The 24916-nt window shown below is 30.5% G+C and carries 21 protein-coding genes; 19 read left to right on the top strand and 2 right to left on the bottom strand.

Translation table 11 applies throughout. From position 1 onward, the window contains the following. Positions 1–127: 127 nt before the first annotated feature. The 13 genes from B3J31_RS16740 to B3J31_RS16800 all read left to right on the top strand — a co-directional run bounded on the left by B3J31_RS16740 (position 128) and on the right by B3J31_RS16800 (position 16895). Positions 128–1609, top strand: coding sequence for an aldehyde dehydrogenase family protein (locus B3J31_RS16740; protein ID WP_346867747.1), 1482 nt, complete (start codon positions 128–130; stop codon positions 1607–1609). A gap of 166 nt (positions 1610–1775) precedes the next feature. After that, positions 1776–3971 (top strand): DNA topoisomerase III, encoded by a 2196-nt coding sequence (locus B3J31_RS16745; protein WP_346867746.1) that lies wholly within the window; start codon positions 1776–1778, stop codon positions 3969–3971. 12 nt (positions 3972–3983) lie between these two features. Further along, the gene (locus B3J31_RS16750; protein WP_346867745.1) at positions 3984–4175 is read left to right on the top strand and encodes a YwbE family protein; all 192 of its coding nucleotides are present in this window, start codon (positions 3984–3986) and stop codon (positions 4173–4175) included. Between the two features lie 470 nt (positions 4176–4645). After that, complete coding sequence (gene ltrA, locus B3J31_RS16755) at positions 4646–6046, top strand: group II intron reverse transcriptase/maturase (protein WP_346867744.1); 1401 nt, start codon at positions 4646–4648, stop codon at positions 6044–6046. A 442-nt stretch (positions 6047–6488) separates the two neighbouring features. Continuing rightward, on the top strand, positions 6489–6797 hold the full coding sequence (locus B3J31_RS16760; RefSeq protein WP_346867743.1) for a hypothetical protein: 309 nt from the start codon (positions 6489–6491) through the stop codon (positions 6795–6797). Between the two features lie 64 nt (positions 6798–6861). Beyond that, the gene (locus B3J31_RS16765; RefSeq protein ID WP_346867742.1) at positions 6862–8952 is read left to right on the top strand and encodes a DUF1430 domain-containing protein; all 2091 of its coding nucleotides are present in this window, start codon (positions 6862–6864) and stop codon (positions 8950–8952) included. 5 nt (positions 8953–8957) lie between these two features. Next, positions 8958–9611, top strand: coding sequence for a putative bacteriocin export ABC transporter (locus B3J31_RS16770; RefSeq protein WP_346867741.1), 654 nt, complete (start codon positions 8958–8960; stop codon positions 9609–9611). Between the two features lie 196 nt (positions 9612–9807). Next, the gene (locus tag B3J31_RS16775) at positions 9808–12699 is read left to right on the top strand and encodes an EAL domain-containing protein (RefSeq protein ID WP_346867740.1); all 2892 of its coding nucleotides are present in this window, start codon (positions 9808–9810) and stop codon (positions 12697–12699) included. Positions 12700–12998: 299 nt separating this feature from the next. Then, entirely contained in the window at positions 12999–13637 is a 639-nt protein-coding gene (locus tag B3J31_RS16780; protein ID WP_150842896.1) for a hypothetical protein, read from the top strand. A gap of 11 nt (positions 13638–13648) precedes the next feature. Continuing rightward, a complete protein-coding gene (locus B3J31_RS16785; protein ID WP_346867739.1) occupies positions 13649–14197 on the top strand; it encodes a hemerythrin domain-containing protein in 549 nt (182 codons plus the stop codon). A 208-nt stretch (positions 14198–14405) separates the two neighbouring features. After that, complete coding sequence (hcp, locus tag B3J31_RS16790) at positions 14406–16109, top strand: hydroxylamine reductase (protein WP_150842894.1); 1704 nt, start codon at positions 14406–14408, stop codon at positions 16107–16109. A 193-nt stretch (positions 16110–16302) separates the two neighbouring features. Then, positions 16303–16482, top strand: coding sequence for a DUF1858 domain-containing protein (locus B3J31_RS16795; RefSeq protein WP_035131910.1), 180 nt, complete (start codon positions 16303–16305; stop codon positions 16480–16482). Positions 16483–16577: 95 nt separating this feature from the next. Then, positions 16578–16895: a cupin domain-containing protein gene (locus tag B3J31_RS16800; protein ID WP_150842893.1), complete on the top strand. Its 318-nt coding sequence runs from the start codon at positions 16578–16580 to the stop codon at positions 16893–16895. Positions 16896–16975: 80 nt separating this feature from the next. Here B3J31_RS16800 and B3J31_RS16805 read toward each other — a convergent pair whose 3' ends face one another. Beyond that, entirely contained in the window at positions 16976–18406 is a 1431-nt protein-coding gene (locus B3J31_RS16805) for a sulfite exporter TauE/SafE family protein (protein WP_346867738.1), read from the bottom strand. A gap of 154 nt (positions 18407–18560) precedes the next feature. Between B3J31_RS16805 and B3J31_RS16810 the strand changes: the two genes are divergently transcribed. Further along, complete coding sequence (locus B3J31_RS16810) at positions 18561–19247, top strand: response regulator (protein WP_035131911.1); 687 nt, start codon at positions 18561–18563, stop codon at positions 19245–19247. A gap of 91 nt (positions 19248–19338) precedes the next feature. Beyond that, positions 19339–20631 carry a sensor histidine kinase gene (locus B3J31_RS16815; RefSeq protein ID WP_346874247.1) on the top strand — a complete coding sequence of 431 codons (1293 nt, stop codon included), beginning with the start codon at positions 19339–19341 and terminating at the stop codon, positions 20629–20631. Between the two features lie 83 nt (positions 20632–20714). Here B3J31_RS16815 and B3J31_RS16820 read toward each other — a convergent pair whose 3' ends face one another. Next, complete coding sequence (locus B3J31_RS16820; RefSeq protein WP_150842889.1) at positions 20715–21248, bottom strand: DUF6512 family protein; 534 nt, start codon at positions 21246–21248, stop codon at positions 20715–20717. 192 nt (positions 21249–21440) lie between these two features. Between B3J31_RS16820 and B3J31_RS16825 the strand changes: the two genes are divergently transcribed. From B3J31_RS16825 to B3J31_RS16840, 4 genes are all read left to right on the top strand, one after another. After that, positions 21441–22055: a superoxide dismutase gene (locus tag B3J31_RS16825; RefSeq protein WP_035132638.1), complete on the top strand. Its 615-nt coding sequence runs from the start codon at positions 21441–21443 to the stop codon at positions 22053–22055. A gap of 383 nt (positions 22056–22438) precedes the next feature. Continuing rightward, entirely contained in the window at positions 22439–22774 is a 336-nt protein-coding gene (locus B3J31_RS16830; RefSeq protein WP_035132636.1) for a PadR family transcriptional regulator, read from the top strand. After that, positions 22767–23633 carry an HAAS signaling domain-containing protein gene (locus B3J31_RS16835; protein WP_150842888.1) on the top strand — a complete coding sequence of 289 codons (867 nt, stop codon included), beginning with the start codon at positions 22767–22769 and terminating at the stop codon, positions 23631–23633. The genes B3J31_RS16830 and B3J31_RS16835 overlap by 8 nt, the downstream gene beginning before the upstream one ends. Beyond that, positions 23626–24720: a hypothetical protein gene (locus tag B3J31_RS16840; RefSeq protein WP_346867737.1), complete on the top strand. Its 1095-nt coding sequence runs from the start codon at positions 23626–23628 to the stop codon at positions 24718–24720. The genes B3J31_RS16835 and B3J31_RS16840 overlap by 8 nt, the downstream gene beginning before the upstream one ends. Positions 24721–24916 lie beyond the last annotated feature (196 nt).

The following is a 24916-nucleotide window of genomic DNA, read 5'->3' on the forward strand; positions in this document are numbered from 1 at the left end:
TTAATGAGAATAAAGTGCCTACTTCCTAGAAAGATATTTTGTGATTATAATAAAGTTAAATTAAGAGATAGAAAAAACAGATTAAAAAAATATAAAACATTATGAGAATGTACAAGGAGGATTTACTATGAATATAAAATTACAAGAAAAATATCAACTATATATTGATGGTCAATGGAGAGAGGCTTCTGATGGAGGCGTATTGAAAACTTACAATCCTGCTACTGGAGAATTCTTAGCTGAAATAGCAGATGCTACAGAAAAAGATGTAGATGATGCAGTTAAAGCAGCTGAAAGAGCTTTCATAACTTGGGGAAAAACAACAGTTGCTGAAAGAGCAGATGTGTTAAACAAAATTGCAGATGTCATTGATGACAATGCAGAGTATTTAGCTACTATTGAAACTATGGATAACGGAAAACCAATTAGAGAAACCACAGGAGCTGATATACCTCTTGCAGCAGATCATTTTAGATATTTTGCTGGAGTTATTCGTTCAGATGAGGGTAGCTCAACAATGCTTGATGAAAATACTTTAAACATAATATTAAGAGAACCAATTGGGATTGTAGGACAAATAGTACCTTGGAACTTCCCATTCTTAATGGCTGCATGGAAGCTTGCTCCAGTATTGGCAGCAGGGGATGTTTCAGTATTTAAACCATCAAGCACAACTTCATTAAGTGTACTTGAGCTTATGAGATTAATAGAGAATATAGTTCCAAAGGGTGTAATTAATATAGTTACAGGCAGAGGCTCAAAAAGTGGAGAATATCTACAACATCATAAAGGCCTTAATAAATTAGCCTTCACTGGATCAACAGAAGTAGGTAGGAAAATTGGACTTTCAGCAGCTGAAAATATCATTCCTGCAACTCTAGAACTTGGAGGGAAATCTGCTAATATATTCTTTAAAGATGCAGATTTAGATATAGCTTTAGAAGGACTTCAACTAGGAATTCTCTTTAATCAAGGACAAGTTTGCTCAGCGGGATCTAGAATTTTTGTACAAGAAGATTTTTATGATGAATTTATAGAAAAAGCAGTTAAAGCTTTTGAAAAGGTTAAGGTGGGTAACCCATTAGATAATAATACTCAAATGGGAGCACAAGTAAGTGAGGCTCAACTTAATAAAATTCTTAGCTATGTAGAAATCGGTAAGAAAGAGGGAGCTAAAGTAGCTACAGGTGGAGAAAGATACACTGAAGGCGATGCTGCTAAAGGTTACTTCATGAAACCAACTCTACTTGTTGATGTTACTAATGACATGAGAGTTGCTAGAGAAGAAATCTTTGGACCTGTAGGAGTTGTTATTAAATTCAAGACAATAGATGAAGTAATTGCCATGGCAAATGATAGCGAATACGGTTTAGGTGGAGGGGTATTTACTAGAGACATTAATAAAGCTATACAAGTTGCTAGAGGTATTAGAACAGGACGTGTATGGGTAAATACTTATAATAGTTTCCCAGCTGGAGCACCTTTTGGAGGATATAAGAACTCAGGAATAGGTAGAGAAACTCATAAATCTGTCCTAGATGCTTATACTCAAATGAAGAATATTATGGTTAATTTATCTGAAAAACCAAGTGGAATGTATGTAAGATAGGTTTAATAAATATATAAAGAAGGCTATGGACTTTGATTCATAGCCTTCTTTTACCATTTATCTCTTTATCCTAAGGTAAAGTATGATATAATACAAAAGATAAGATTTAGCTTAATAAGTTAATAATACTTTATATAGATACTGTAGATAAGAGAGGAAGTAAAAGATGGGAAAAATATTAGTACTAGCAGAGAAACCTTCAGTAGGTAGAGACTTAGCTAAGGTTTTAAAATGCAATCAGAGTAAGGGTGCATACATAGAGGGAAGTAAGTATGTGGTAACTTGGGCACTAGGTCACTTAGTGGGACTACAAGATCCTGAGGACTATGATGCCAAATATAAAAAGTGGAGCATGGAAACTTTGCCAATGATTCCAAAGCATATGAAACTCACAGTTTTAAAAAAGACCCAAAAGCAGTTTTATGAAATAAAAAAGCAAATGCTAAGAAATGATATAGATGAGATAGTTATTGCAACAGATGCGGGAAGAGAAGGAGAGTTAGTGGCACGTTGGACAATAGAAAAGGCTGGAGTAAAAAAACCACTAAAGAGATTATGGATTTCTTCTCAAACTGATAAGGCAATTTTAGACGGATTTAAAAATTTAAAACCAGGTAAAGATTATAATAATTTATATAAGGCAGCGGTGTGTAGAGCAGAGGCAGATTGGCTTGTAGGACTTAATGTAACTCGTGCCCTTACTTGTAAATACAATGCTCAGCTTTCAGCAGGAAGAGTTCAATCTCCAACCTTAGCCATGATAGTTCAAAGAGAAGAAGATATTAAAAACTTTATTCCTAAGGATTACTATACAATTACTGCCAAGGCTAAAGAATTTTCACTACAGTGGGTTGATAAGAATAATTATCAAAGCACTTTTAATGAGGAAGTAGCTAATAAAACCCTAGTTAAGGTTAGAGGTCAAGAAGCAAGTATTATAGATATAACTGAAAGCCTAAAGAAAAAGCCATCACCTGCTCTTTATGATTTAACAGAGCTTCAAAGAGATGCCAACAAAATTTGGGGATATTCTGCAAAGCAGACCCTTTCTATAATGCAAAGACTTTATGAAAATCATAAGATATTAACTTATCCAAGAACGGATTCAAGATATATAACTACAGATATAGTAGCTACACTTCCAGAGAGATTAAGAGCTATATCTATAGGAGCATATAGGGCAGCAGCTACAAATATCCTAAAAGGTAAAATTACTCCAAGCAAGAGCTTTGTAGATAATAGTAAGGTATCAGATCACCATGCCATAATTCCTACAGAGCAAAGTCCTAATATGTCTAACTTAAGTTCAGAGGAAAGAAATATTTATGATTTAGTAGTTAAGAGATTTTTAAGTGTTATGATGCCACCTTTTGAATATTTACAAACTAATATAGTGACAGAAATAGCTGGAGAGAAGTTCGTAGCTAAAGGAAAAGTTATAAAATCTAAGGGATGGAAAGCACTATATGATAGAGAAGACATGGAGGATTCTAACGAAGAAGATGGATTAAAGGATCAAGTACTTCCAAAGCTTAATATTGGAGATAAATTAAAGATAAACTCTGTAGATATAAATAAAGGTAAAACTAAGCCACCGGCAAGATTTAATGAGGGAACACTACTTTCAGCTATGGAAAATCCACATAAGTATATTAATGTTTCAAAGGATGCAGCAAAGACCTTAAATGCAACTGGTGGATTAGGTACTGTAGCTACAAGAGCAGATATTATAGAAAAATTATTTAATTCATTTTCTATAGAAAAGAGAGGAAAGGAAATAGTTCCAACCTCTAAGGGAAAACAACTTATAGAATTAGTTCCAAGTGATCTTAAGTCACCACTTTTAACAGCTAAGTGGGAAAGCCAGCTAGAAGATATTAGCAAAGGCAAGGAAGATGCCATGGACTTCATTGTAGAGATGAGAAGATATTCAAGAGCTCTAGTTGAAGATGTTAAAGTCAATGGTAATAAGTTTGTTCATGAAAATGTCACAGGTGCAAAATGCCCTAAGTGCGGAAAATACATGTTAGAGGTTAAGACTAAAACTGGAGTTATGAATGTGTGCCAAGATAGAGAATGTGGTCACAGAGAAGGTGTTAGTAAAACTACCAATGCTCGTTGTCCAGAATGTAAGAAAAAACTTACCCTTAAAGGACACGGAGAAGGTCAAATCTATGTATGCCCAGGGGCAAACTGTAACTTTAGAGAAAAGGCATCCCAATTTAATAAGAGATTCGAAAAAGGTGGAAAAGTTGATAAGAGGGATGTTAATAACTATATGAAGAAAATGAAAAAAGAAGCAGAACAAGAAGCCGCTAATGATAATCCATTTGCAGCCCTTGGAGATCTATTCAAGAAATAAGGAGAAATAACTATGGATGGAACTAAAAGAGCAGATATAAAAATAGGCTCAAAGGTCTTAGTAGTAAAGAAGGAAGATCAACGCACAGGAAAATTGACAGAGGGAACAGTTACAAGGTTATTAACTAATTCTTCAGTACATCCAAGAGGTATTAAGGTAATGCTTGAAGGTGGAATAGTTGGTAGAGTTCAAAAAATATTATAATTAATAAAAATAAGCTTTGAATACTAAAATCGGTATTCAAAGCTTATTTTTTGTGCGCCCAGCATGGGCGCAATCTAACGGGTGAAAGTCCCGAGCACGGGTAGATAGTGCCAAGTGCATAGCTTAAGACAAGGGTGTCCATGGTGACATGGAATCTGAAGGAAGTCGGCGGCAAAACTCTGGTCTGACGAACAGAAACTACATATAAGGCATATGTCTGTGGGTAAGGTTGCAAGACAAGCTGAAGCCCAAAACTATCCGAAACAGACGGTGTAAATGTAGCAGATAGATGGAGTGAAAGATTGCGTTCTTACCTGGGGAGGTCTTAGATGAACGTTATAGAAATGAATTTTGAAATAACAACCTTTGCAGTGATGTAAAGCTGAAATCTAAGAAGTCAGCAGAGGTCATAGTAGCAGAAGGGTCATGAACCTTCGGTGAAGGACTGAACGATAGGAGGTTTTGAAACTTTGAATAACACAAAGAAATGTGATAACAGCAGACAACTTCATATTGAAGGCTACCTACAAAAGGATAGAGTGGAACTCGAAGAGTATGTAGGAGCGCCGAGCATTTCATTGACGATAGAAAAGCAACAGAACACCGAAAATAAATACACTGATGAGCTGTTTGAAAGGATTATTGACAGAAATAACTTAAATCAAGCATTTAAGAGAGTTAGAGCTAATAAAGGCAGTCATGGAATTGATGGTATGAAGGTAGATGAACTTCTACAATACCTAAAAGAAAATGGCGACAGCCTTCGGCAATCACTATCGGAAGGTAGTTATAAACCTAATCCAGTAAGGAGAGTAGAAATACCTAAACCTGATGGAAAGAAACGACCACTAGGAATACCAACAGCTGTAGACCGAGTAATACAACAAGCTATCGCTCAAGTTTTAAATCCAATTTTTGAAGAGAAATTCTCAAATAACAGTTACGGATTTAGACCAAATAGGAGTGCACATCAAGCAATTCTGAAATGCAAAGAGTACATGGATAAAGGATATAAATGGGCAGTAGATATTGATTTAGAAAAATACTTCGATACTGTTAATCATGATAAATTAATAGGTCTGGTTTATAAGGAAGTAAAAGATATTAGGGTAATATCCCTCATAAGAAAATATCTACAAGCCGGAGTAATGGATAAGGGTATTTTTAATATTTCTGAAAAAGGCGTACCGCAAGGTGGCAATCTTTCACCACTACTTAGTAATATCATGTTGAATGAACTAGATAAAGAATTAGAAAAGCGAGGATTACACTTCTGTAGATATGCTGATGACTGCAATATTTATGTTAAAACTAGAAAGGCAGCAAACAGGGTAATGGCAAGTATAACAAGGTTTATAGAAGAGGATTTAAAACTTAAAGTCAATAAAGACAAAAGTAAGGTCGATAGACCGTGGAAGTTAAAATATTTAGGATTTACATTCTATTCAAAGAAAGGTGAAATGGGAATAAGAGTACATGAAAGCTCTCTTAAGAAGCTTAAAGCTAAACTAAAAGAAGTAACAGGAAGAAGTAATGCTATGAGCATGGAACTTCGTTCAATTAAATTAAGACAAATTATAGTTGGATGGGTTAACTACTTTAAATTAGCTGACATGAAAAGTACACTTAAAACCTTAGATGAGTGGCTAAGACGGAGAATTCGTTTATGTTATTGGAAACAATGGAAGAAAATCAAAACAAAACATGATAATCTGAAAAAGCTTGGTATTGATGAATACAAGGCTTGGGAATATGCGAATACAAGAAAAAGCTACTGGAGAATATCCAATAGCCCTATTTTAGCAAGAACACTATCTAATAAATACCTTAGAGAACAAGGGTTTATAACATTGACTGAAAAGTATTTATGATTAGGCAATTCTTATTGAACCGCCGTGTACCGAACGGTACGCACGGTGGTGTGAGAGGTCGCTGAATAAAATAATTATTCAGCTCCTACTCGATTCTTCTAATAAATATTATATAGAAATATTTAATGCTCTACTAATAGCTTTTACCTCAAAGCGTAGAACTTCTCTGATTTGAGATTAATCTTTCATCAGCGCACAACAGAGTCTTTAGATGAATTAGTTCAGTTTAATCCCTTAATAAAATCAACTGCTAGATATATTAGATTCCATAAAAGTTATAATATCTATAAAAAGTTATTGTAAACATAATTTTACATAAATGTATTGACATTAACTTCCCATTTTGATACAGTGGTTACAATACAAGTTATCTTATTATGGTTTATTTGTATAATATTTACTAGGAGGTATTTTTATGAAAAAGAAAATAGGTTTAATGTTATTGGGGGTATTAGTTGTATCACAAGTCTCAGTCTTTGCTTGGACAAGTGTAGGGAATGGTACAAGAGGTACAGCTTATGGAACAGTGTATGCTGGAGATGTTAATAACATAGCAATGACTAATTACACATTAACTAATATGGATGGTTCTGGTAAAGCTAGAATTTATGTGCCAGAATATGGAAATGTCTACGGTTTATCAGTAAGCAGAACAACCACTTCGAAAAAGTCTTCGGCATCATACACCTTTTATGGGTTCTCATCGACTGGTCAGCATACTCATTATTACACTGAAGCATTAATTTACTAATATATCAGAGGAAGAGAGCTGTTATATGCAGCTCTCTTAAAAATGAAAAGAGGTCTAAGAAATTATGAAAAAGCTAAGCTATATTTTTACCGCAATTTTAGGCTTATTAATTACTATAACTATATATTCAGAATTCAATGAGACATACTATTTCAATATAAAAGATTTTCATAATAAAAAATATATGGATATGCAGGTTACAGATGTGCCTCTTTCTGTAGCGGATAATAATATGACCATGCCTCAATTAATCGACAGTCTACAAGAATTTGCAGAAGAGAATGATGCTGAAATCCATATTGTAAGGGGAAAAAATGACGACCTTAACAGACAAGTAGCAGAACATTTTATCTATTCTAGTACCTTTGATGTTGATAATTTTATCTATACTGATGAGGATAGCAAGGTTTCTTTTTCTGATAAAAAAGAAAACCGCTATTATGCTATGGATAGTAATGATAGCAATGCAATAAAGATAAAATTATTGGATGATTATTATAGCACAGGAATATTATATAGTCTTCAATCCTACAGACCACTTCATCAATTGAAAAATGTCATTGATGATGGAGACATACAATTGTATGTTTCATTTTATGAAGAAGATATAAATGCTATGAATGCTCTAAAAAAATCTTTAATGAATAAATTTTCTCTTACTAATGAATCCTTTATTCAAAGTGATAGAGGCAAGTCATCTGAAAGTGCTATAGGGACAAACCTTCAGCTAATTATTATTTTGGTTGTGGTAAATATCATACTTATGACAAGTTTTATAAACAAGAAACTCAAGGAAATCAGCATTAGAAAGATGAATGGTAATAAGAATCATCAGATTATGAGAAGAGTTATAGGGGGATATATTTCAAGGGAAATCATTGTTTTTTCTTTGACAGTTATTATAACCTTTGCTGTACTAGTAGGAGAAATATCTCCTATGTCATACAATATTATAAAACCAATCTATATTACCTCTATACTATTCATACTAGGACTAACATTGCTTATGGGAATCCTTTATTTTTATATAAGGTATGTTTCATCCTTAGTAAGTTTGAAGAAAAGCAGTGTAAATATGAAATTAGTATTCTTAAATCTGGTGGTGAAAATCATACTCATGGCAATAATAATTTCACCTATGATTTCACAGGTAAATAAAGGAATTATCGCTTCTGAGAATCTATATAATCATTTAAAGTATTATGATAAAGAAAACTATAGGTATACCGTATCAGGAACCAGCAAGACATCTTTTAACTCGAGTATGGAAGACATTGAAAAAATTAGCGAAGATTATTTTAAGGTTTTGGAAAAGGAAAAGGGTACTTATACTGATTTTGATTTTTCTAATAAAGCAAATATAACATTTTCCAATGAAGATGAAAGTGAGAATTTTGTTCCATCTATCAATGTAAATAAAGAATATCTACGAGATTATAAAATTAAAAATGAACAGGGAGAAATAATTAATGTTGATTCGATTTCAACTAATACAATTTTTATACCAGAAAAATACAAGGATAAAGAAGCTATTAAAATGATAAATGAAAATGAATTATTTGAGAAGGTTTATGTTACCTTTGAAAGGCCGTTCTATAACCCAGACATCACTGCAACTAGGGCTACTAGTGATGATCCCTTGGTATACATTATTACTGATTTTTTACCAGGATATGCCCAGCCTATGTACCAATATGCACGCTATAGAGATGTTGAATCTCTTGAGGCAACCCTAAAGGAAATGGGATACGAGAATAAATATAGAATTACTGATAATAGTGGAATATATGATTATTATATGAAAATGTATGCTAAAACTTTTAGTAAGACTGTAGGGATTATTCTTTTGTACGTCTTCATCATGCTGGTATTCCTATATCAAAGTGTCTATCTTCACCTTGAGGAAATTAAGAAGGAGATATCTGTAAAGTATCTTTTAGGACACAGGTTCTGGTCTAGATACAGTGGACTTGTTATTTTTAACCTGAGCCCCCATATTATACTTCTTCTATCAGCTGTGGGGATATTGAAGATTCCATTTAATGAAGCAGCACTGTTTGTAGCAGTGTTCATGGCAATTGAAATAATCTTCATGGTCTATCTAATTAAGAAGTTTGAGAAAAATGCCGTATCAATGGTACTTAAGGGGGAATAGAAAGTATGGAAAATGTAATACGTATAGAAAATATGAACAAATCCTTCAAGGATGTGGAGATTTTTAAGGATTTCAGCCTTGAAATTAAAAAAAATAGTTTTACTATCATCAGCGGTACTTCTGGATCTGGAAAGTCTACTCTTCTCAATATAATAGGTCTTTTAGATACCAAGGATAAGGGAAATATCTATCTATTTGAAGAAAAGAATGTACATCCATTTTCCAAGAAAGCAGAGCATCTTCTTAGGGAAAAGATAGGGTACCTTTTCCAAAACTTTGCTTTGGTGGATAATGAAACAGTGGAATATAATCTAAAGATTGCACTGGAGAATGTGAAGGCTAAGAATAAGGAAGAACTCATATCAAATGTTCTAAAGCAGGTGGGACTTCAAGGCTATGAGAAAAAAATGGTATATAAGTGTTCAGGAGGAGAACAGCAAAGGATAGCTATTGCAAGACTTCTACTTAAACCTTGTGAACTGGTTCTTGCAGATGAACCTACAGGAAGTCTTGATCATGATAATAAGATGCTGGTAGTTAGCCTATTACAGAAGATGCATAAAGAGGGGAAAACCATCCTAATAGTTACCCATGATGAAGAACTCATGGAAATTGGAGATAATCATATTAAGCTTAATAATTTTAAATGTGTGAAGTAAGCTTTACTTTTCAATAAATTAAAACAGGTTTTAGATTTGTATTTATGAATCTAAAACCTGTTTTTTTATAGGAGAAAGTGAAATAAAAATTTTATCTCATCATTATAATAAATGTTGCTTTAAGATATAATTTTAAGTACGATAATTATAGTGGTATGTAAATATATTATTATTTGCAATAGGAAAAGAGGATATGATGAGAAAATTTAAATTACTGTGTTTAACACTAATATTTTTTATAATTACAAATATAGCTATGATGATGATAGCGTTTTCAGATACTGAGAGCAAGATAATTAAAGTAGGTTATTATGATTATCCTTCTTTCATTGAAAAAGATAAAGATGGACTTTTTTCAGGGTATGGAGTAGAGTATCTCGAGGAAATATCAAAATATACTAATTGGAATTATGAATATGTATATGATACATGGCCAGAATTATTAGACAAGCTATCTAAAGGAGAGATAGATTTGTTATGTGGGGCTCAGTACACCGAGGATAGAAGCAAGATATATGACTATGTAGATTATTCAAATGGAATAGAACTTACAACTATGTATGTTTCAAGTAAAAATAACAGTGTATTTTATGAAGATTTTGAAGCATTCAATGGCTTGAAAATAGGGTTTTTAAAGGAAAGTTTTCAAAATACGGTCTTTGAAGGTTATGCAAAACAAAATAATTTCTCTTATGAAAAAGTATATTATGATTTTGAAGAAGAAATGATAGCGGACATGGAATCAGGTAATGTGGATGCTATAGTTTTAGGAAGCATTTCAAATCAGAATAGTGGTAGATTAGTTGCCAAATGCGATATTCACCCTTTTTATTATATAACGCAAAAGGGGAATAATGATATCACTAATGAACTTAATGAAGCATTAAGAAAGATAAAACTAGATGATTTAAATTTTGATATGAAATTACGAGAAAAACATTATGGTAATAGTATTTTAAATCAACAACCATTACTTACTCCAAGAGAGGTTGACTTTATAAAAAGAAAGCCGGTGTTAAAAGTGGCTTATAAAGATTATTTAAGTCCTATAGAGTATAGGAATAGCAAGGGTGACTTCTCTGGAATAGTAAGAGATATGTTAGAAGAAATCTCTAGAAAAATAGGTATAGAATTTGAATATGTACAGGTGAAAAATACGGAAGAAGCTATAAAGTTAATGGCAAATGGAAAAGTGGATTTAATAGCTAGTGAATCTAGTATTGAAAAAAATACACATTCTAGACACATTATATTAACTAACCCGTATATATCCTTACCTTTAGTTATAGTTGGAAAAGGAGAAGAATATATAAAAACAGAGAATGTGGATATAGCTATACCTAATGATATGAAAATCAACAAAGAAGCTTTTGAAAATAAATTTGGACAATACAACATTGAGTATTACAATGATTATATTAGTTGTATTAATGCAGTTAAATCGGGAAAAGTAGATATAACAGTATTAGACAGCTACACAGCTAATATTGCTATTAGCAGTATAAAAGATAATAATTTAAAATCAATGAATATTGGGAATTTAAGTTATAATATATCAATTGGAGTAAATCCTAATATAGATTCATTAGTAATACCTATACTTAATAAGGCTATTAATGTTATAGATGAAAAAACTAGAGTAGATATTATTATGAAAAATGTAGTACAAGAATCTATTCCAATAAATTTAAAGGTAGTACTAGTTAAATATAGATTAGAAATTATTATTTTTATATCTTTATTAGTAATAATATCTCTTTTGATATTTTTTTATTTAAAACAACGAAGAACAAAGTATTATGAAAAAATGGCATTTACAGATCCACTTACAGGTCTATGGAATGCTAATAAGTTTAAAGTTAGAGCTAAAAAGATACTTGAGACTAATAAAGGAAAATCCTATGCTCTTATATACAGTGACATAGATAAATTTAAGTTTATAAATGATAATTTAGGATATGAAGAAGGAGATAAAATTATTTGTGCAATATCCAATAAGTTATACAACTCAATGGGGGAAAATGAAATTTTTGCAAGGGTATCTGCAGATAATTTTTTAATACTTGTAGAATACACAAATAAAAAAGAATTAATTGATAGGTTAACAAAATTTGAAAATATTTTTAGACAATTAGAAAAGGTTTTTGCAAAAAATTATAGGTTAATAGTTGTAAGTGGGATTTGTATATTTAATTCTAATGGTATAGAGGTTGAAGATATTATCAATAAAGCTAATATAGCACGTAAATCAGTTAAGGGTTCTCATACAAATAAAATTGCCTTTTATGATAAGTGTTTTGAAAATAAAATTATTGAGGAATTGAAAATAGAAAATAAAATGTATAAGGCCCTTATAAATAGAGAATATAAGGTTTATTATCAACCTAAATATGACTTAAATACAGAGAAAATTGTAGGTGCTGAGGCCTTAGTTAGGTGGCAGGATCCTGAGAAAGGGTTAATTCCACCAGCGAAATTTATACCTTTGTTTGAGAAAAATGGGTTTATAGTAAACCTAGACATGTATGTTTATAAAAGTGTATTGCAGTGTTTAAGGGAAAGATTAGATAATGGAGAAAGTGTAGTTCCAATATCATTAAATGTTTCTAGATTTCATGTTAATAATCCCAATATAGTCAAGGATATTAATGAGTTAGTTAAAAGCTATAACATAGATCCTAAATTGGTAGAGTTTGAATTAACGGAAAGTGCTTTTATGAAAAATGCTGATAGGCTTATAGAAAAAATGATAGGTTTAAAAAAGGTAGGATTTAAAATCTCTGTTGATGATTTTGGATCTGGATTCTCATCATTAAATCTTTTAAAAGAGTTTCCAGCTAATACCTTAAAGATAGATAAAGCATTTTTAGATGAAACAACTAATTCACAGAGGAGTAAAGATATTGTTAAAAGTATAGTTGATATGGCGAAAAATATTAATATGGAAGTAATTTGTGAAGGGGTAGAAACGCGAGAACAGGCGGATTTCTTAAAAGAGATAGGATGTGAAATGGCCCAAGGATATTTATTTGCAAAACCTATGCCTAGGGAAGATTTTGAAGAACTATTAAATGTAAATTATATATAGGATGAATACATAAATTATAAGCTGATATATCATAAAAAGTTTTGATATATTGGCTTTTAATTTGTTTTGGTAACTAATGTTACCGAATTTGTAAAGATATTAATATAAACTCATAGATGTAGAGATTAATAAAATATAATCTGCTTATAAAGGTTAATATAAATTAAGCAGGTTAAAATATATTTAACTAAAGGATTATGATTTACAATTATATTGAAACTATGGCTATAAAGTAATTTCAATATATAAGATAAACATGATTTGAGTTTTAAAATTATTTAAATGTAGGAGGAGAAAATATGAGTTTATATCTTGGAAAAGTACATTATTGGTTATTTAACAAAATATTATGGTTTGAAGGATTAGAGGAAGAAATAATTAATCTAGCTAAGGAAGAGGGACTAGATGTATCTTCATTAGCTAAGGAGATTAATGAAAATCATGGAGAAAAACTGCCAAATCTTCCTTTAGAAGATATGATAGATACAAGTAATATCCATGGGTGGCTACAAGGAAAAATACATTCAGCAGAGGGAAGAATGGCAGCTTGGACAACTAAATTACTAAATAGTAATGAAAAAGTTAAGGCTAAATTAGAAAATATTTATATTCATCAAGGAATGAAAGCAGCTAAGGAAGTTAAAGAAAAATTAGACCCAGCAAGTAATGCTATGGATATATATGATAGAATAAATGACTATATATTAGATGGAATGCCATGTGATAGAGTTAATGAGGTTCTAGTGTCTACGGAAGATATGGTACAGTGGAGTAGAAGAATTTGTGTTCATAAGGACATATGGAATAGAGAATCTGGAGATGTTTCTTATTTCTATAGCTTAAGAGGACTATGGATTAAGGCCTTTGTTAATGAAGTTAATGGTAACTATGAATACGAGGAATTAGGAGATGGAACTCAAATCATTAAAAGAAAGTAGGAGGAGAAAAGATGAATGCTATAGATTTAATGATGGAAGAGCATAAGTATATTAAACGTATGCTTACTGTAGTTAGAAAAGCTACTTACAAATCTCTAGAAGAAAAGAATGTAAATTATGAAGATTTCTATAAGATGATAGATTTCATTAGAAATTATGCAGATGCACATCACCATAAAAAAGAAGAAGTAATTCTTTTTAATAAGATGGTGGAGGAGCTTGGACTTATTGCAGAGAAGACTGTGAAATATGGTATGCTTGTAGAACATGATTTAGGAAGACTTTATATTACAGGACTAAGTGAAGCACTTGAAAATTTAAAATCAGGTAATAAAGAAGCTATACTAGATGTTATTGCTAATGCCATTTCTTATACTCATCTTTTAGAAAGGCATATAGACAAAGAAGATAATGTAATATATAAATTTGCTACTAGAGAATTAAAGCAAGAAATCATTGAAAAGGTAAATGCAGAGTGTGTTGAATTTGAATATGCAAATACTGAAGTTATGAAGAAATATACTTCAATATTAGAGGAGTTAGAGAAAAAATATCTTTAATAATCGGAATAATGAACTTTAAGTACATGAGAGTTTGTGCTTAAAGTTCATTTTATTTATTTTTATTGATATCTAAATTTTACTTACATATTAAAATATATATTCTTTTGAATTTTGGTAACGAATGTTACCGAATATTGTTTTGTGCTTTAGTATACTTTAACTTGTGAAAAGCAATAATAACAATTTAATAGGAGATGAGAAATTTATGTCAATGTTTTGTTATCAATGTCAAGAGACAGCAGGATGTAAAGGCTGTACTATAAAGGGTGTTTGTGGTAAAGATGAGCAAGTTGCAAAGGCTCAAGATTTATTAGTATATGTAACTAAAGGATTAGCTATCGTAAGTAATGAAGGAAGAAAAGTAAATGTTATTGATAGTGTAGTAGATAAATATATTACAGAAAATTTATTTATTACTATTACTAATGCTAACTTCCATAGAGATGCTATTTTAAATAGAGTAAAAGAAACTTTAAAATTAAGAGAAACTTTAAAAAGAAAAGTTGTTAGTGCTGGTGGACAAGTTGGAGAAGTAAAAATAACTGGAGGCTTCTTTAAAAAGATATTTGGTCTACAAAAGAAAGAAATAGTAATGGCAGATGCAGTAGCTTGGACAGCAGATAATACTATAGAATTTGATGCTAAAGCTGAAAAAGTTGGAGTGCTTGCTACTGAAAATGAAGATATTAGAAGTCTAAGAGAACTTATAACTTATGGATTAAAAGGATTATCAGCATATATGAAGCATGCTATGAACCTAAAATATAATGAGAAAGAAATTCATGGATTTATGGCTAAGGCATTAGCTGCAACTTTAGATGATAGTTTAACTGTTGATGATTTAGTAGCACTTGCATTAGAAGCAGGAAAATATGGAGTAGATGGTATGGCATTATTAGATAAAGCCAATACTGAAACCTATGGGCATCCAGAAATAACAACTGTAGATATTGGAGTTAGAAAAAATCCAGGAATATTAATTTCAGGACATGACTTAAAGGATCTAGAGATGTTGTTAGAGCAAACAGAAGGAACAGGGGTAGATGTTTATACTCATGGTGAAATGCTTGCTGGACAATACTATCCTAAGTTTAAAAAATATAAACATTTTGCAGGAAACTATGGAAATGCATGGTGGAAGCAAAAGGAAGAGTTTGAAAAGTTCAATGGTCCAATTCTTATGACTACAAACTGTATAGTAATTCCAGATAAGTCTTATAAGAATAGATTATTTACAACTGGTGCAACTGGAATGCCAGGATGTGCACATATAGAAGCTAATAGAGATGGCATAAAAGATTTTTCTAAGATTATAGAAATGGCTAAAAAGTGTAAAGCACCTACAGAGATAGAAAAGGGACAAATAGTTGGAGGATTTGCTCACAATCAAGTATTAGCTTTGGCTGATAAGGTTGTGGAGGCTGTTAAAACTGGAGCTATAAAAAGATTCTTTGTTATGGCTGGTTGTGATGGAAGAGCCAAATCAAGAAACTACTATACTGAATTTGCTGAAAAACTACCAAAGGATACAGTTATCTTAACAGCAGGTTGTGCAAAGTATAAGTATAATAAATTAAACCTAGGAGATATAGGAGGAATTCCAAGAGTTCTAGATGCAGGACAATGTAATGATTCTTATTCATTAGTTGTTATAGCTCTAAAACTTAAAGAAGTCTTTGGGCTTGATGATGTAAACGCCCTACCAATATCATATAATATTGCATGGTATGAGCAAAAAGCAGTAATAGTATTATTATCACTATTATACTTAGGAGTTAAAAATATTCATCTAGGACCAACATTACCAGCATTCTTATCACCCAATGTTGCTAAAGTTCTTGTAGATAACTTTGGTATTGGTGGAATAACTAATGTAGAAGATGATATGAAAATGTTCATGGAAAGCTAGAATTAAAAGTAATGAAGTATTCAAAGGTAAATTGAGTTTACCTTTGAATACTTTTTTTATAAAATTTTTATATTCTGTAACCTATGTTACCGAATATAGCAGAGTGTTTTAGTATACTTTAACTTGTAAGAGATACTAATAATTTTAAATTATTAGTTATAAATAAAAATTCAAATTATAGGAGGAAAAGAATATGATAAATAAAGATATGACAATAGGTGAAGTTATAAGAATGAAAGAAGGAGCTCCTGAAATTTTAATGAGTTTTGGTATGGGTTGCGTAGGTTGCCCATCAGCTCAAGCAGAAACTCTTGCAGAAGCTGCTATAGTTCATGGATTAGACATAGAAAAATTATTAGCTGCATTAAATTAATATCTTTCACATAGATTTTACTTATGTATATGTAATAGAACGTTAATATACAGGTATTATAAGAAGCAAAATAAGTTTGAAAAGAGGAAATAAAAATGAGTTTAGATAAAAATATATTAGTACCTATAAGTATGAATGATATAGATATTAGGACTAAAGTTATAGCATCAAATGAAAAGTTTAAGACTATATTCTTCAACTTTGTAGCAGGGAGTGGTAAGCCTTATCATACTCATAATGGTTATGCATCAATTCAAATATATGAAGGTGATATAACTATGGAATTTAAAGCAGGAGAAAAGTTTAGATTAAAAAAAGGTGATTTCCTTCCTTTCGATGCAAGAATAGACCATAGTATAATTGCTGAAGTAGATAGTAAGGTACTAGTAACTATTTCTGAAGTTCTAGATTAAAAAATAAAAGTATAATATTATATAAAATCCATATAAAAAAGAAGTATTAAAGGAAAATTTCCTTAATACTTCTTTTTTTATTAATGGCAAGAAAAACCACCATTAAAAAATTGGTTATTAGAATCATTAGAAGGATAATAAAATTCACTATCTATATCATTTTGTATAGTAGAATCATTTATAGAATTTAAATCATCTACTACCTTTATTGTTCCTCTAAGCATGCCCATCCAACAGCTATAGTTTATGTCTCCAGCGTCTGGAGTAAATTCTATTACATTTTCTCCAGAGGATAGAGTCTTTTCAATATTCATAGATGGAATAACAATTTTATTATTACAGAAGTTAATACTTTCACCATCAATTATAAACTCTGTAGGAATTCCCTTTTGAATATAAACTACATTTGGAGTATATCCTTGATTATTAGCTGCAATCCTTATAACTTGCTTTCCATTAGAAATTGTTGCTTTACTAGCTGAAGATTTATCGGATATAGTTGTATTATTATTTCCACCTAAAGATAAGGAATTAGGCATTAAATTAACTCCTATTAAAGACAAGCCACGATTAGTCATAATAATACCTAAAATTATGATAATACCACCACTGTATTTAATTAATCTTTTGGAATTTTTCTGACTAAGTACATTAGCAATAGCTCCAAAGCCTAGCATTAAAGGAATTGTACCTAGGGCAAAGAAAAACATTGAAGTTGCACCAGCTATGACACTTCCAGAAGCTAGAGCATAAAGCTGCATTGTTTGTAGGGGACCACAAGGCATAAACCCATTTAAAAATCCTACTATAAGAGGGTTTCTAAATTTTTTCTGGGAGTTACAGTTACTCCAAGGAAGCTTTATAGAAAATTTTCTAAGGGCTTTAAAACCATATAAGTTTAAACCCATAATTACCATAAATACACCTGCAACTATTGCTATGAAGCCTTGAACTCCAAAGGAAAGAGAAAAAGCTTTACCAATACCACCTACGATACCACCTAAAACCGTATAAGAAATTAAACGGCCTAAATTATACATAAGTCCAGGTTTAAATTTGTTTTTTTCAGGTACAATAGAAGATGTAATACTTTGGGACATCATTATTCCACCACACATACCCACACAGTGTAGAGATGTGAAAACACCAATGGTAAATAGAGCAATGTAACTAACTTTACTACTTAAAGCAGAAGACATATCAAATACGCCAGTACCTTTGCCAAGGCGTATCATAAGTAAAGCTATAAGGACTATTCCCATAATGGGTAAAAGTTCTGAGTTACTCTTTTTTTTATCACTAGTAACTTTGTAGCCGGATTTTTCAATGGTAGCAACTATGGTAGAATAGGATACTTTCTCAGCATCATATTCAACATGGACGGTTCCCTTAGTATAGTTTGCTTTTACAATTGTAACTCCTGAAATCTTTTTTAAATGTCTTATTATAGTATTCTCGCAAGACGTACATACCATATTATCAATATTTAGGGTTATAGATTTATTAGACAAAATTATCACCTCATACTTAATTTTAAGATAGTAGCTAAAGTATATATTTAAGTTATGTAGATTTTATGGAGGAATTCTACATAGAATCTTCATAATGATTTATTATAATTAAGAAGTATATTATAATAAGTTTTAAATTAATGGAGGAGTATGGATGCAAGTGGATATACTTATTGTAGAAGATGAAGTTAAAATTTTAGAAGTTTTGGAAGCATATCTAAAGAAAGCTGGTTATGGTGTTATAACAGCAATAAATGGAAGTGAAGCCATATATAAATATAAACAATACAATCCTAGATTAATAATCCTAGATCTAATGTTACCAGATATATCAGGAGAAAAAATTTGTGAAATCATAAGAAAGGAATCAGAGGTTCCTATAATAATGTTAACAGCCAAGGTAGAGGAAGAAAGTATCTTGAAGTGTTTTTCTCTAGGGACTGATGATTATATAACAAAACCATTTAGCCCTAAGCAGGTAGTGGCTAGAGTAAATGCAGTGTTAAAAAGAGCATTGAATTATAAACAGGATAATGTTTTATCCTTTAATAAGGGAGACCTAGTTATAAATTTAGATACCTATGAGGTAAGACAAGGTAATAATTTAGTAGAATTAACTCCTTCGGAGTTCAAGATACTTTTAGCTTTATGTGAAAGTCCAAAGAAAGTATTCTCTAGAGGAGAACTTCTTGATCGAGCTCTAGGGGATGATAGTGATGTTTATGATAGAATAATAGATTCTCATATTAAAAATTTAAGAAGTAAGATAGAGGAAAATAGTAAAAATCCTAAATATATATTAACAGTTCACGGCATTGGATATAAGTTTGGTGGTGAATAATTCGATGAAATTGAAACATAGGCTTACTTTGATTTTTTTATTATTTTCTATGACAATTATTCTTTTAATTAGTTTCTCATCTCATATATTTATGAAGAAAAACTTTAATAGATATCTAGAGGATATTATAGAAGGAAGAAAAAAATCACTGATTAAAGATATAAGTAATACTTATAAAAATGGACGATGGGATAATAAAAATATAGAAGACATAGGGATTGAAGCTATAAATAATGGATTTATTATAAGCATAAAAGATATTTCAGATAATGTAATATGGAGTGCTAAAACTCATAATAGTAGTATGTGTGAGGCAATGATGAGTAGGATGGGTTACAATATGAGCATTGTAAATCCAGGATATAAAGGTGATTATACTGAGGAAGTATATAATTTGAAAATAGATGAAAAATATGCGGGGATTCTTGAAATAGGCTATTATGGTCCCCTTTATTATAATGATTCTGATGTGATTTTTTTTAAAACCTTAGATAATATATTAATTTTTGTGGGAATTTTTTCTTTAGGTATCTCCATATTTATAGGAATTTTAATTTCTACTTCAATAAGCAAACCTATAGGAAGCGTAGTTAAAGCCACAAATTCCATAGCTACAGGTAAATATAAAAATAAAATTAAAGAGGAAAGCAATATAAAAGAAATTAATGATATGATTAGTTCAGTAAATACTTTGGCTTTTAGTTTAGATGAAGAGGAAAAGATAAGAAAAACCATGACTAAGGATATCTCCCATGAACTTAGGACTCCGTTAACTACAATGCAAGGACAACTGGAGGCATTAATAGATGGAATTTGGGAGCCTACAGAAGAAAGGCTGCAAAGTATTCATGAGGAAGTACGGAGATTAAGTAGGTTAGTTGGTTCCTTAGAGCATCTTTCTAGATATGAAAGTGAAGATTTGATTTTAAATAAAAATGAAGTTGATATAAAGGAACTAGTAGAAATGATTCTAATTAATTTTGAAAAGGAACTTCATGATAAAAATATCAGTGTGAACAATAAATTAGAAACTTTTATTATAAATGTAGATAGAGATAAAATTACTCAAGGGTTAATAAACATCATTTCAAATGGAATAAAATATACTGAGCAAGGGGGAATAATTGAAATTACCTGTGATGAAGGAAAAAATATAGCAATAATACACATAAGGGATAGTGGCATAGGAATTTCTAAAGAGCACTTACCTTATATTTTTCAGCGATTTTACAGGGCTGATGAATCAAGAACTAGAGCTACAGGAGGAGCTGGTATAGGTCTTACCATATCAAAGGCAATAATAGAAGCTCATGGAGGAAATATAAAAGTTAAAAGTGAAATTAATAAAGGAACGGAATTTATAATAGAAATACCTAAGGTATGATAAATTTTTAAAATGACTATATTAAATATTAACATTTAGTTAATTTTGATACAGTCATTTTTGATAATATTTGTTGTGAGAGTTTAATTATTGATACCATAGGAATTAGATACTGGACAATAAAATATAGGTAATTTCGGTGGACAATAAGTAAATAGGTAAAATATGAATGTAGCTCCAACTAACATAATAATGGCTATCTTATTCATTATTGGTGGAAATTCAGGTAGTAACATTAAGTTATAACTTACTAATAGTCCTATTAGAATACTAACTTCAAAGATAATTAAATCTTTAAGTAGTGAGTGATGGCCATTCTTTTTAAGCATTTCATAATAAAGAACTAACATTGAAATTGTTGTAATATAAGCGCTTAGAGTCTTTGCAAAGAGAAAATTATTTACATATTTACCTACGAAAAAATATTCTATAATAGCAAAGATTAGAGGAGACCAAAAGGTAAGCTTACAGTGTTCCCATATGCTTTCATTAACGGCAAAGATACCAGAAGTAAAAGATAATTTGTTTGTTGCTTCATAGCCAAAATGTATTAATGCACCTATTAGGAAAATCATAATTGCACCAATGCATTCCCACATTAATAGTGTGGATTTCATAAAATATCGCTCCTTAATTATTGATTTTTAAAATAAATTTGAACATATTAATGTATATGAAATATTAATGAATAATATATTAAATAATTTATAATAATAAATTGTAAGTAAAAATTTTTATTAGTGCTTATATGGATGAAAAGTGGTAAAATATAAGCATATATTATAAATGGAAAGGGTAGGTGGATTAAAATGACATATGATAAAATTAAATTACCTTATGAATATAATGGGTTAGAGCCACACATTGATGCTTTAACAGTAGAAACTCACTACGGCAAACATTTACAAACATACGTAAATAATCTTAACAAATTACTTGAAGGACATGAAGCTCTTACTGAAGGTAAAACTTTAGAACAATTGTTAGAGAATTTAGATAGTATTCCAAATGAAATTCGTCAAGGAGTTATTAATCAAGGTGGAGGTGTGGCAAACCACAACTTTTACTTTAGTATTTTAACACCAGGAGGAAAAGGTGAACCAAAGGGAGAATTACTTGAAAAAATCAATAAAGCCTTTGGAAGTGTTGCAAACATGAAAGAAGCTGTTTCTAAAGCTGCTATTGGACAATTTGGTTCAGGCTATGGATGGCTAGTTTTAAATAGTGATGGTGAGCTAGAAGTTATGGCTACTTTAAATCAAGAATCTCCTTTAAGTAAAGGTAAAAAACCACTTGTAACAATCGACGTTTGGGAACATGCTTATTATTTAAAATATAAGAATGTAAGACCAGATTACGTTAATAGTATTTGGAACTTATTTAACTGGGATAAGATTCAAGAAGTATATGAGAGCTATAAATAATTTATTTTGACACTGGATAACCAAGGCTTTAAGCCTTGGTTATTTTAATATAAAGAACTTGTACACTAATTAGAATATAGGAGTTAAATATATTTTTATAATCTTTATGTTTTATTTATGATATTTTTAATATGTATCTATTGTGTATAACACGATACTATGATAACATAAGAATGTAAGGGTACTATGTAAAACGTAGTACCAAATTTAAAAGGGACTACTATGTTTTACATAGTTAAGTTGCTAGAGTTTTAGAAGGGGTGTGTAATACACAGTAACTTCTATATTTTTTAAGACACTATTGTGTTTTACATAGTATAAGGATAGTTAAAATATATACAAAGAAAAGTATGTTGTTAAAACTTAATAAAGGAGGTTTAGATATGAGTACACAACTCAGAAAGGGTGTAATTGAAATCTGTGTTCTCACACTTATAAATGACAGAGATATGTATGGGTATGAAATTGTAGAAAATATTTCAAGAGTTATGTCAGTAAAGGAAAGCACTATATATCCATTATTGCGAAGACTTACTACAGAAGGAAATTTTGAAACCTATATGGTGAAGTCAGAAGGTGGCCCAGATAGAAAATACTATAGGATTACAGACTATGGAAAAGGTAATTTAAGTACTTTAGTTAAAGAATGGGATGAGTTTGTAAGGGATGTAAATTTAATATTAGGATGTTATAGGAAGGAGAATAAGAATAATGACTAAAAATGATTTTTTAGATATACTTAGGGATTACTTAAAGGGAGCTTTTAGTGAACTTGAGATAAATGATATATTAAGGGACTATGAAGAATTTTTCTTAAATGGAGAATTACAGGGAAAGAGTGATGAGGAGATTATAAAAACATTAGGTTCTCCTAAGAGCATTGCAAAAGAATTAACTGAGGAGATGAAGGGACAAGGCAAATCTACAAGTAGTAGCAATAGTGAACTTAAAGATAAAGTTTCTAAGGACGCTAAAAATCTTTGGAAAAATGTAAAGAGACAAGGAAAAAAGGCAGGTAATAAGACTAAGGAATTTTTAGATTCCAATTCAGTAATTAACGGAAAGATATCTTCTGCTGGAGTAAAATTAATAATAGTTGTTATAAGTATTTTATTATTTTTCCCAGCTTTAACAATAGTTATGTCTATGATAGCCAGTGGTTTAGGACTTGTTGGAATGTCAATTGCAAACTTTATAGGTTATCTAGGAGCTGCATTCCTTTGTGGAATTGATATATCTATGGGAGTGTTTGGATTCTTTGCTTGTATAGCATGGACTGGATTTATTATTTTATGTTGGATCTTATACTGTTTAGTATATAAAGGATTAAAATACTTAGTAGTGAGCTATATATCTTGGGTTAAAACTAGAAATATGTATGTAAGAGTTAAAAATCAACAAGAAAACACTGAAGGTAATGAGAAGAATACTGAAAGTGCTACTGAGAAAAATGAAGAGATAGAAGAAATTTCTGTAGAAGATAAGACTTACGAAGAAAAGCCTGTTTTTATAGAAGATATAGATGTAGATTATAAAGAAGAAAATATAGATGATAAGGAGGAAAAATTTAATGAATAGATGGAAAAAATCTCTTATTGTGGCTGGAGTGTTTCTTGCAGTAGGAATTACAGGGTCCATTATAAGTGGAGCATATATGATGCCTAAAATTGCAAATGAAGTTTATAGAGTTCAAAGAGAAATAATAAATGCAACTCCTTCGGAAAGAGAAGTATTTGTAACAGATAAACAAGTTGATGTTGTTGATATTTCATCCTTAGAAAATAAAGGGTATAATGTAGAAATTAAATCTTCATCAGATAAAAATACAAGGGTTAAGGTACTAGAATATATAGAAAATGATATGAAGGTACAAACTTCCTATGATGCCAATACAAAGGGTCTTAAGGTTGTAGGAGACAGAACTATGCATAATTTTTTTGAAGCAAAAAATATAAGGGGATTTTTTGAAAAATCTTATGATGCAATTATTTACACACTTATGGAAGAAAAAAATAATAATGCTCAAATTGTTATAGAAGTTCCAGTGGGAGTAGACATTAATTTTAATAGTAATTATTATACAAACCTAACAATAAAGGATAGTAAAGTTTTGAAAGATACATTGATTTTTACAAGTCCTAGAGGGGGATATGTAAATTTGCCACACAATAATACTCTTAAAAATATTAATATTAAAACTAGCAATTATCTAGAAATAGACTTAAGGGAATTTATAAATGCTGAAAATGTTAAAATAGATTGTAATAATGCTAGGGTATATTCAGGAGGTACTTATAAGGATTATGGAGAAGGAAAAGTGCTACCTAATAATGTTACCATCAATGCTAATTATATAAATATAGAATCCTACATGCCAATAGGAAAAAATGTTATATTAGTTGGAAGGGATATAGAGTATACCACTGATTTTGACAAATATGCTATGAAGGTTAATTTAAAAGATAATCATGGAGGAAGAGTATACTTTGATGGGGCTGATTTAGGTAATGAAGAAAACTTTAATTCAGTAAATTCAAATAGTAGTTATGAAGGGTATTTAGGGAGAGGAAAAAAGAAGGATTTTCAATTAAGTGTATCTGGATATGATATATGTGAATTTGAACATTCATCTACTACTGATTTAGAAATGGAGTTATATAATTAACTTTTAGAATTGGAAGAGTGTAGTTAAATTTGTTTAATGACAATTTGCTACACTCTTTCTTATATGACTAAAATGTAAGAAAACTATTAATTATGTAAGGTAAGGTTTATGGTGAAAAAATAGTTAAATATATATAATGATATTTGTAAAGAGAAGTGTAGTGATTAATACAACCTTAATCTAAATACTATTGAGG

The organism is Clostridium sp. UBA5988, assembly GCF_002435615.1.
Taxonomy (GTDB): Bacteria; Bacillota; Clostridia; order Clostridiales; family Clostridiaceae; genus Clostridium_J; species Clostridium_J sulfidigenes.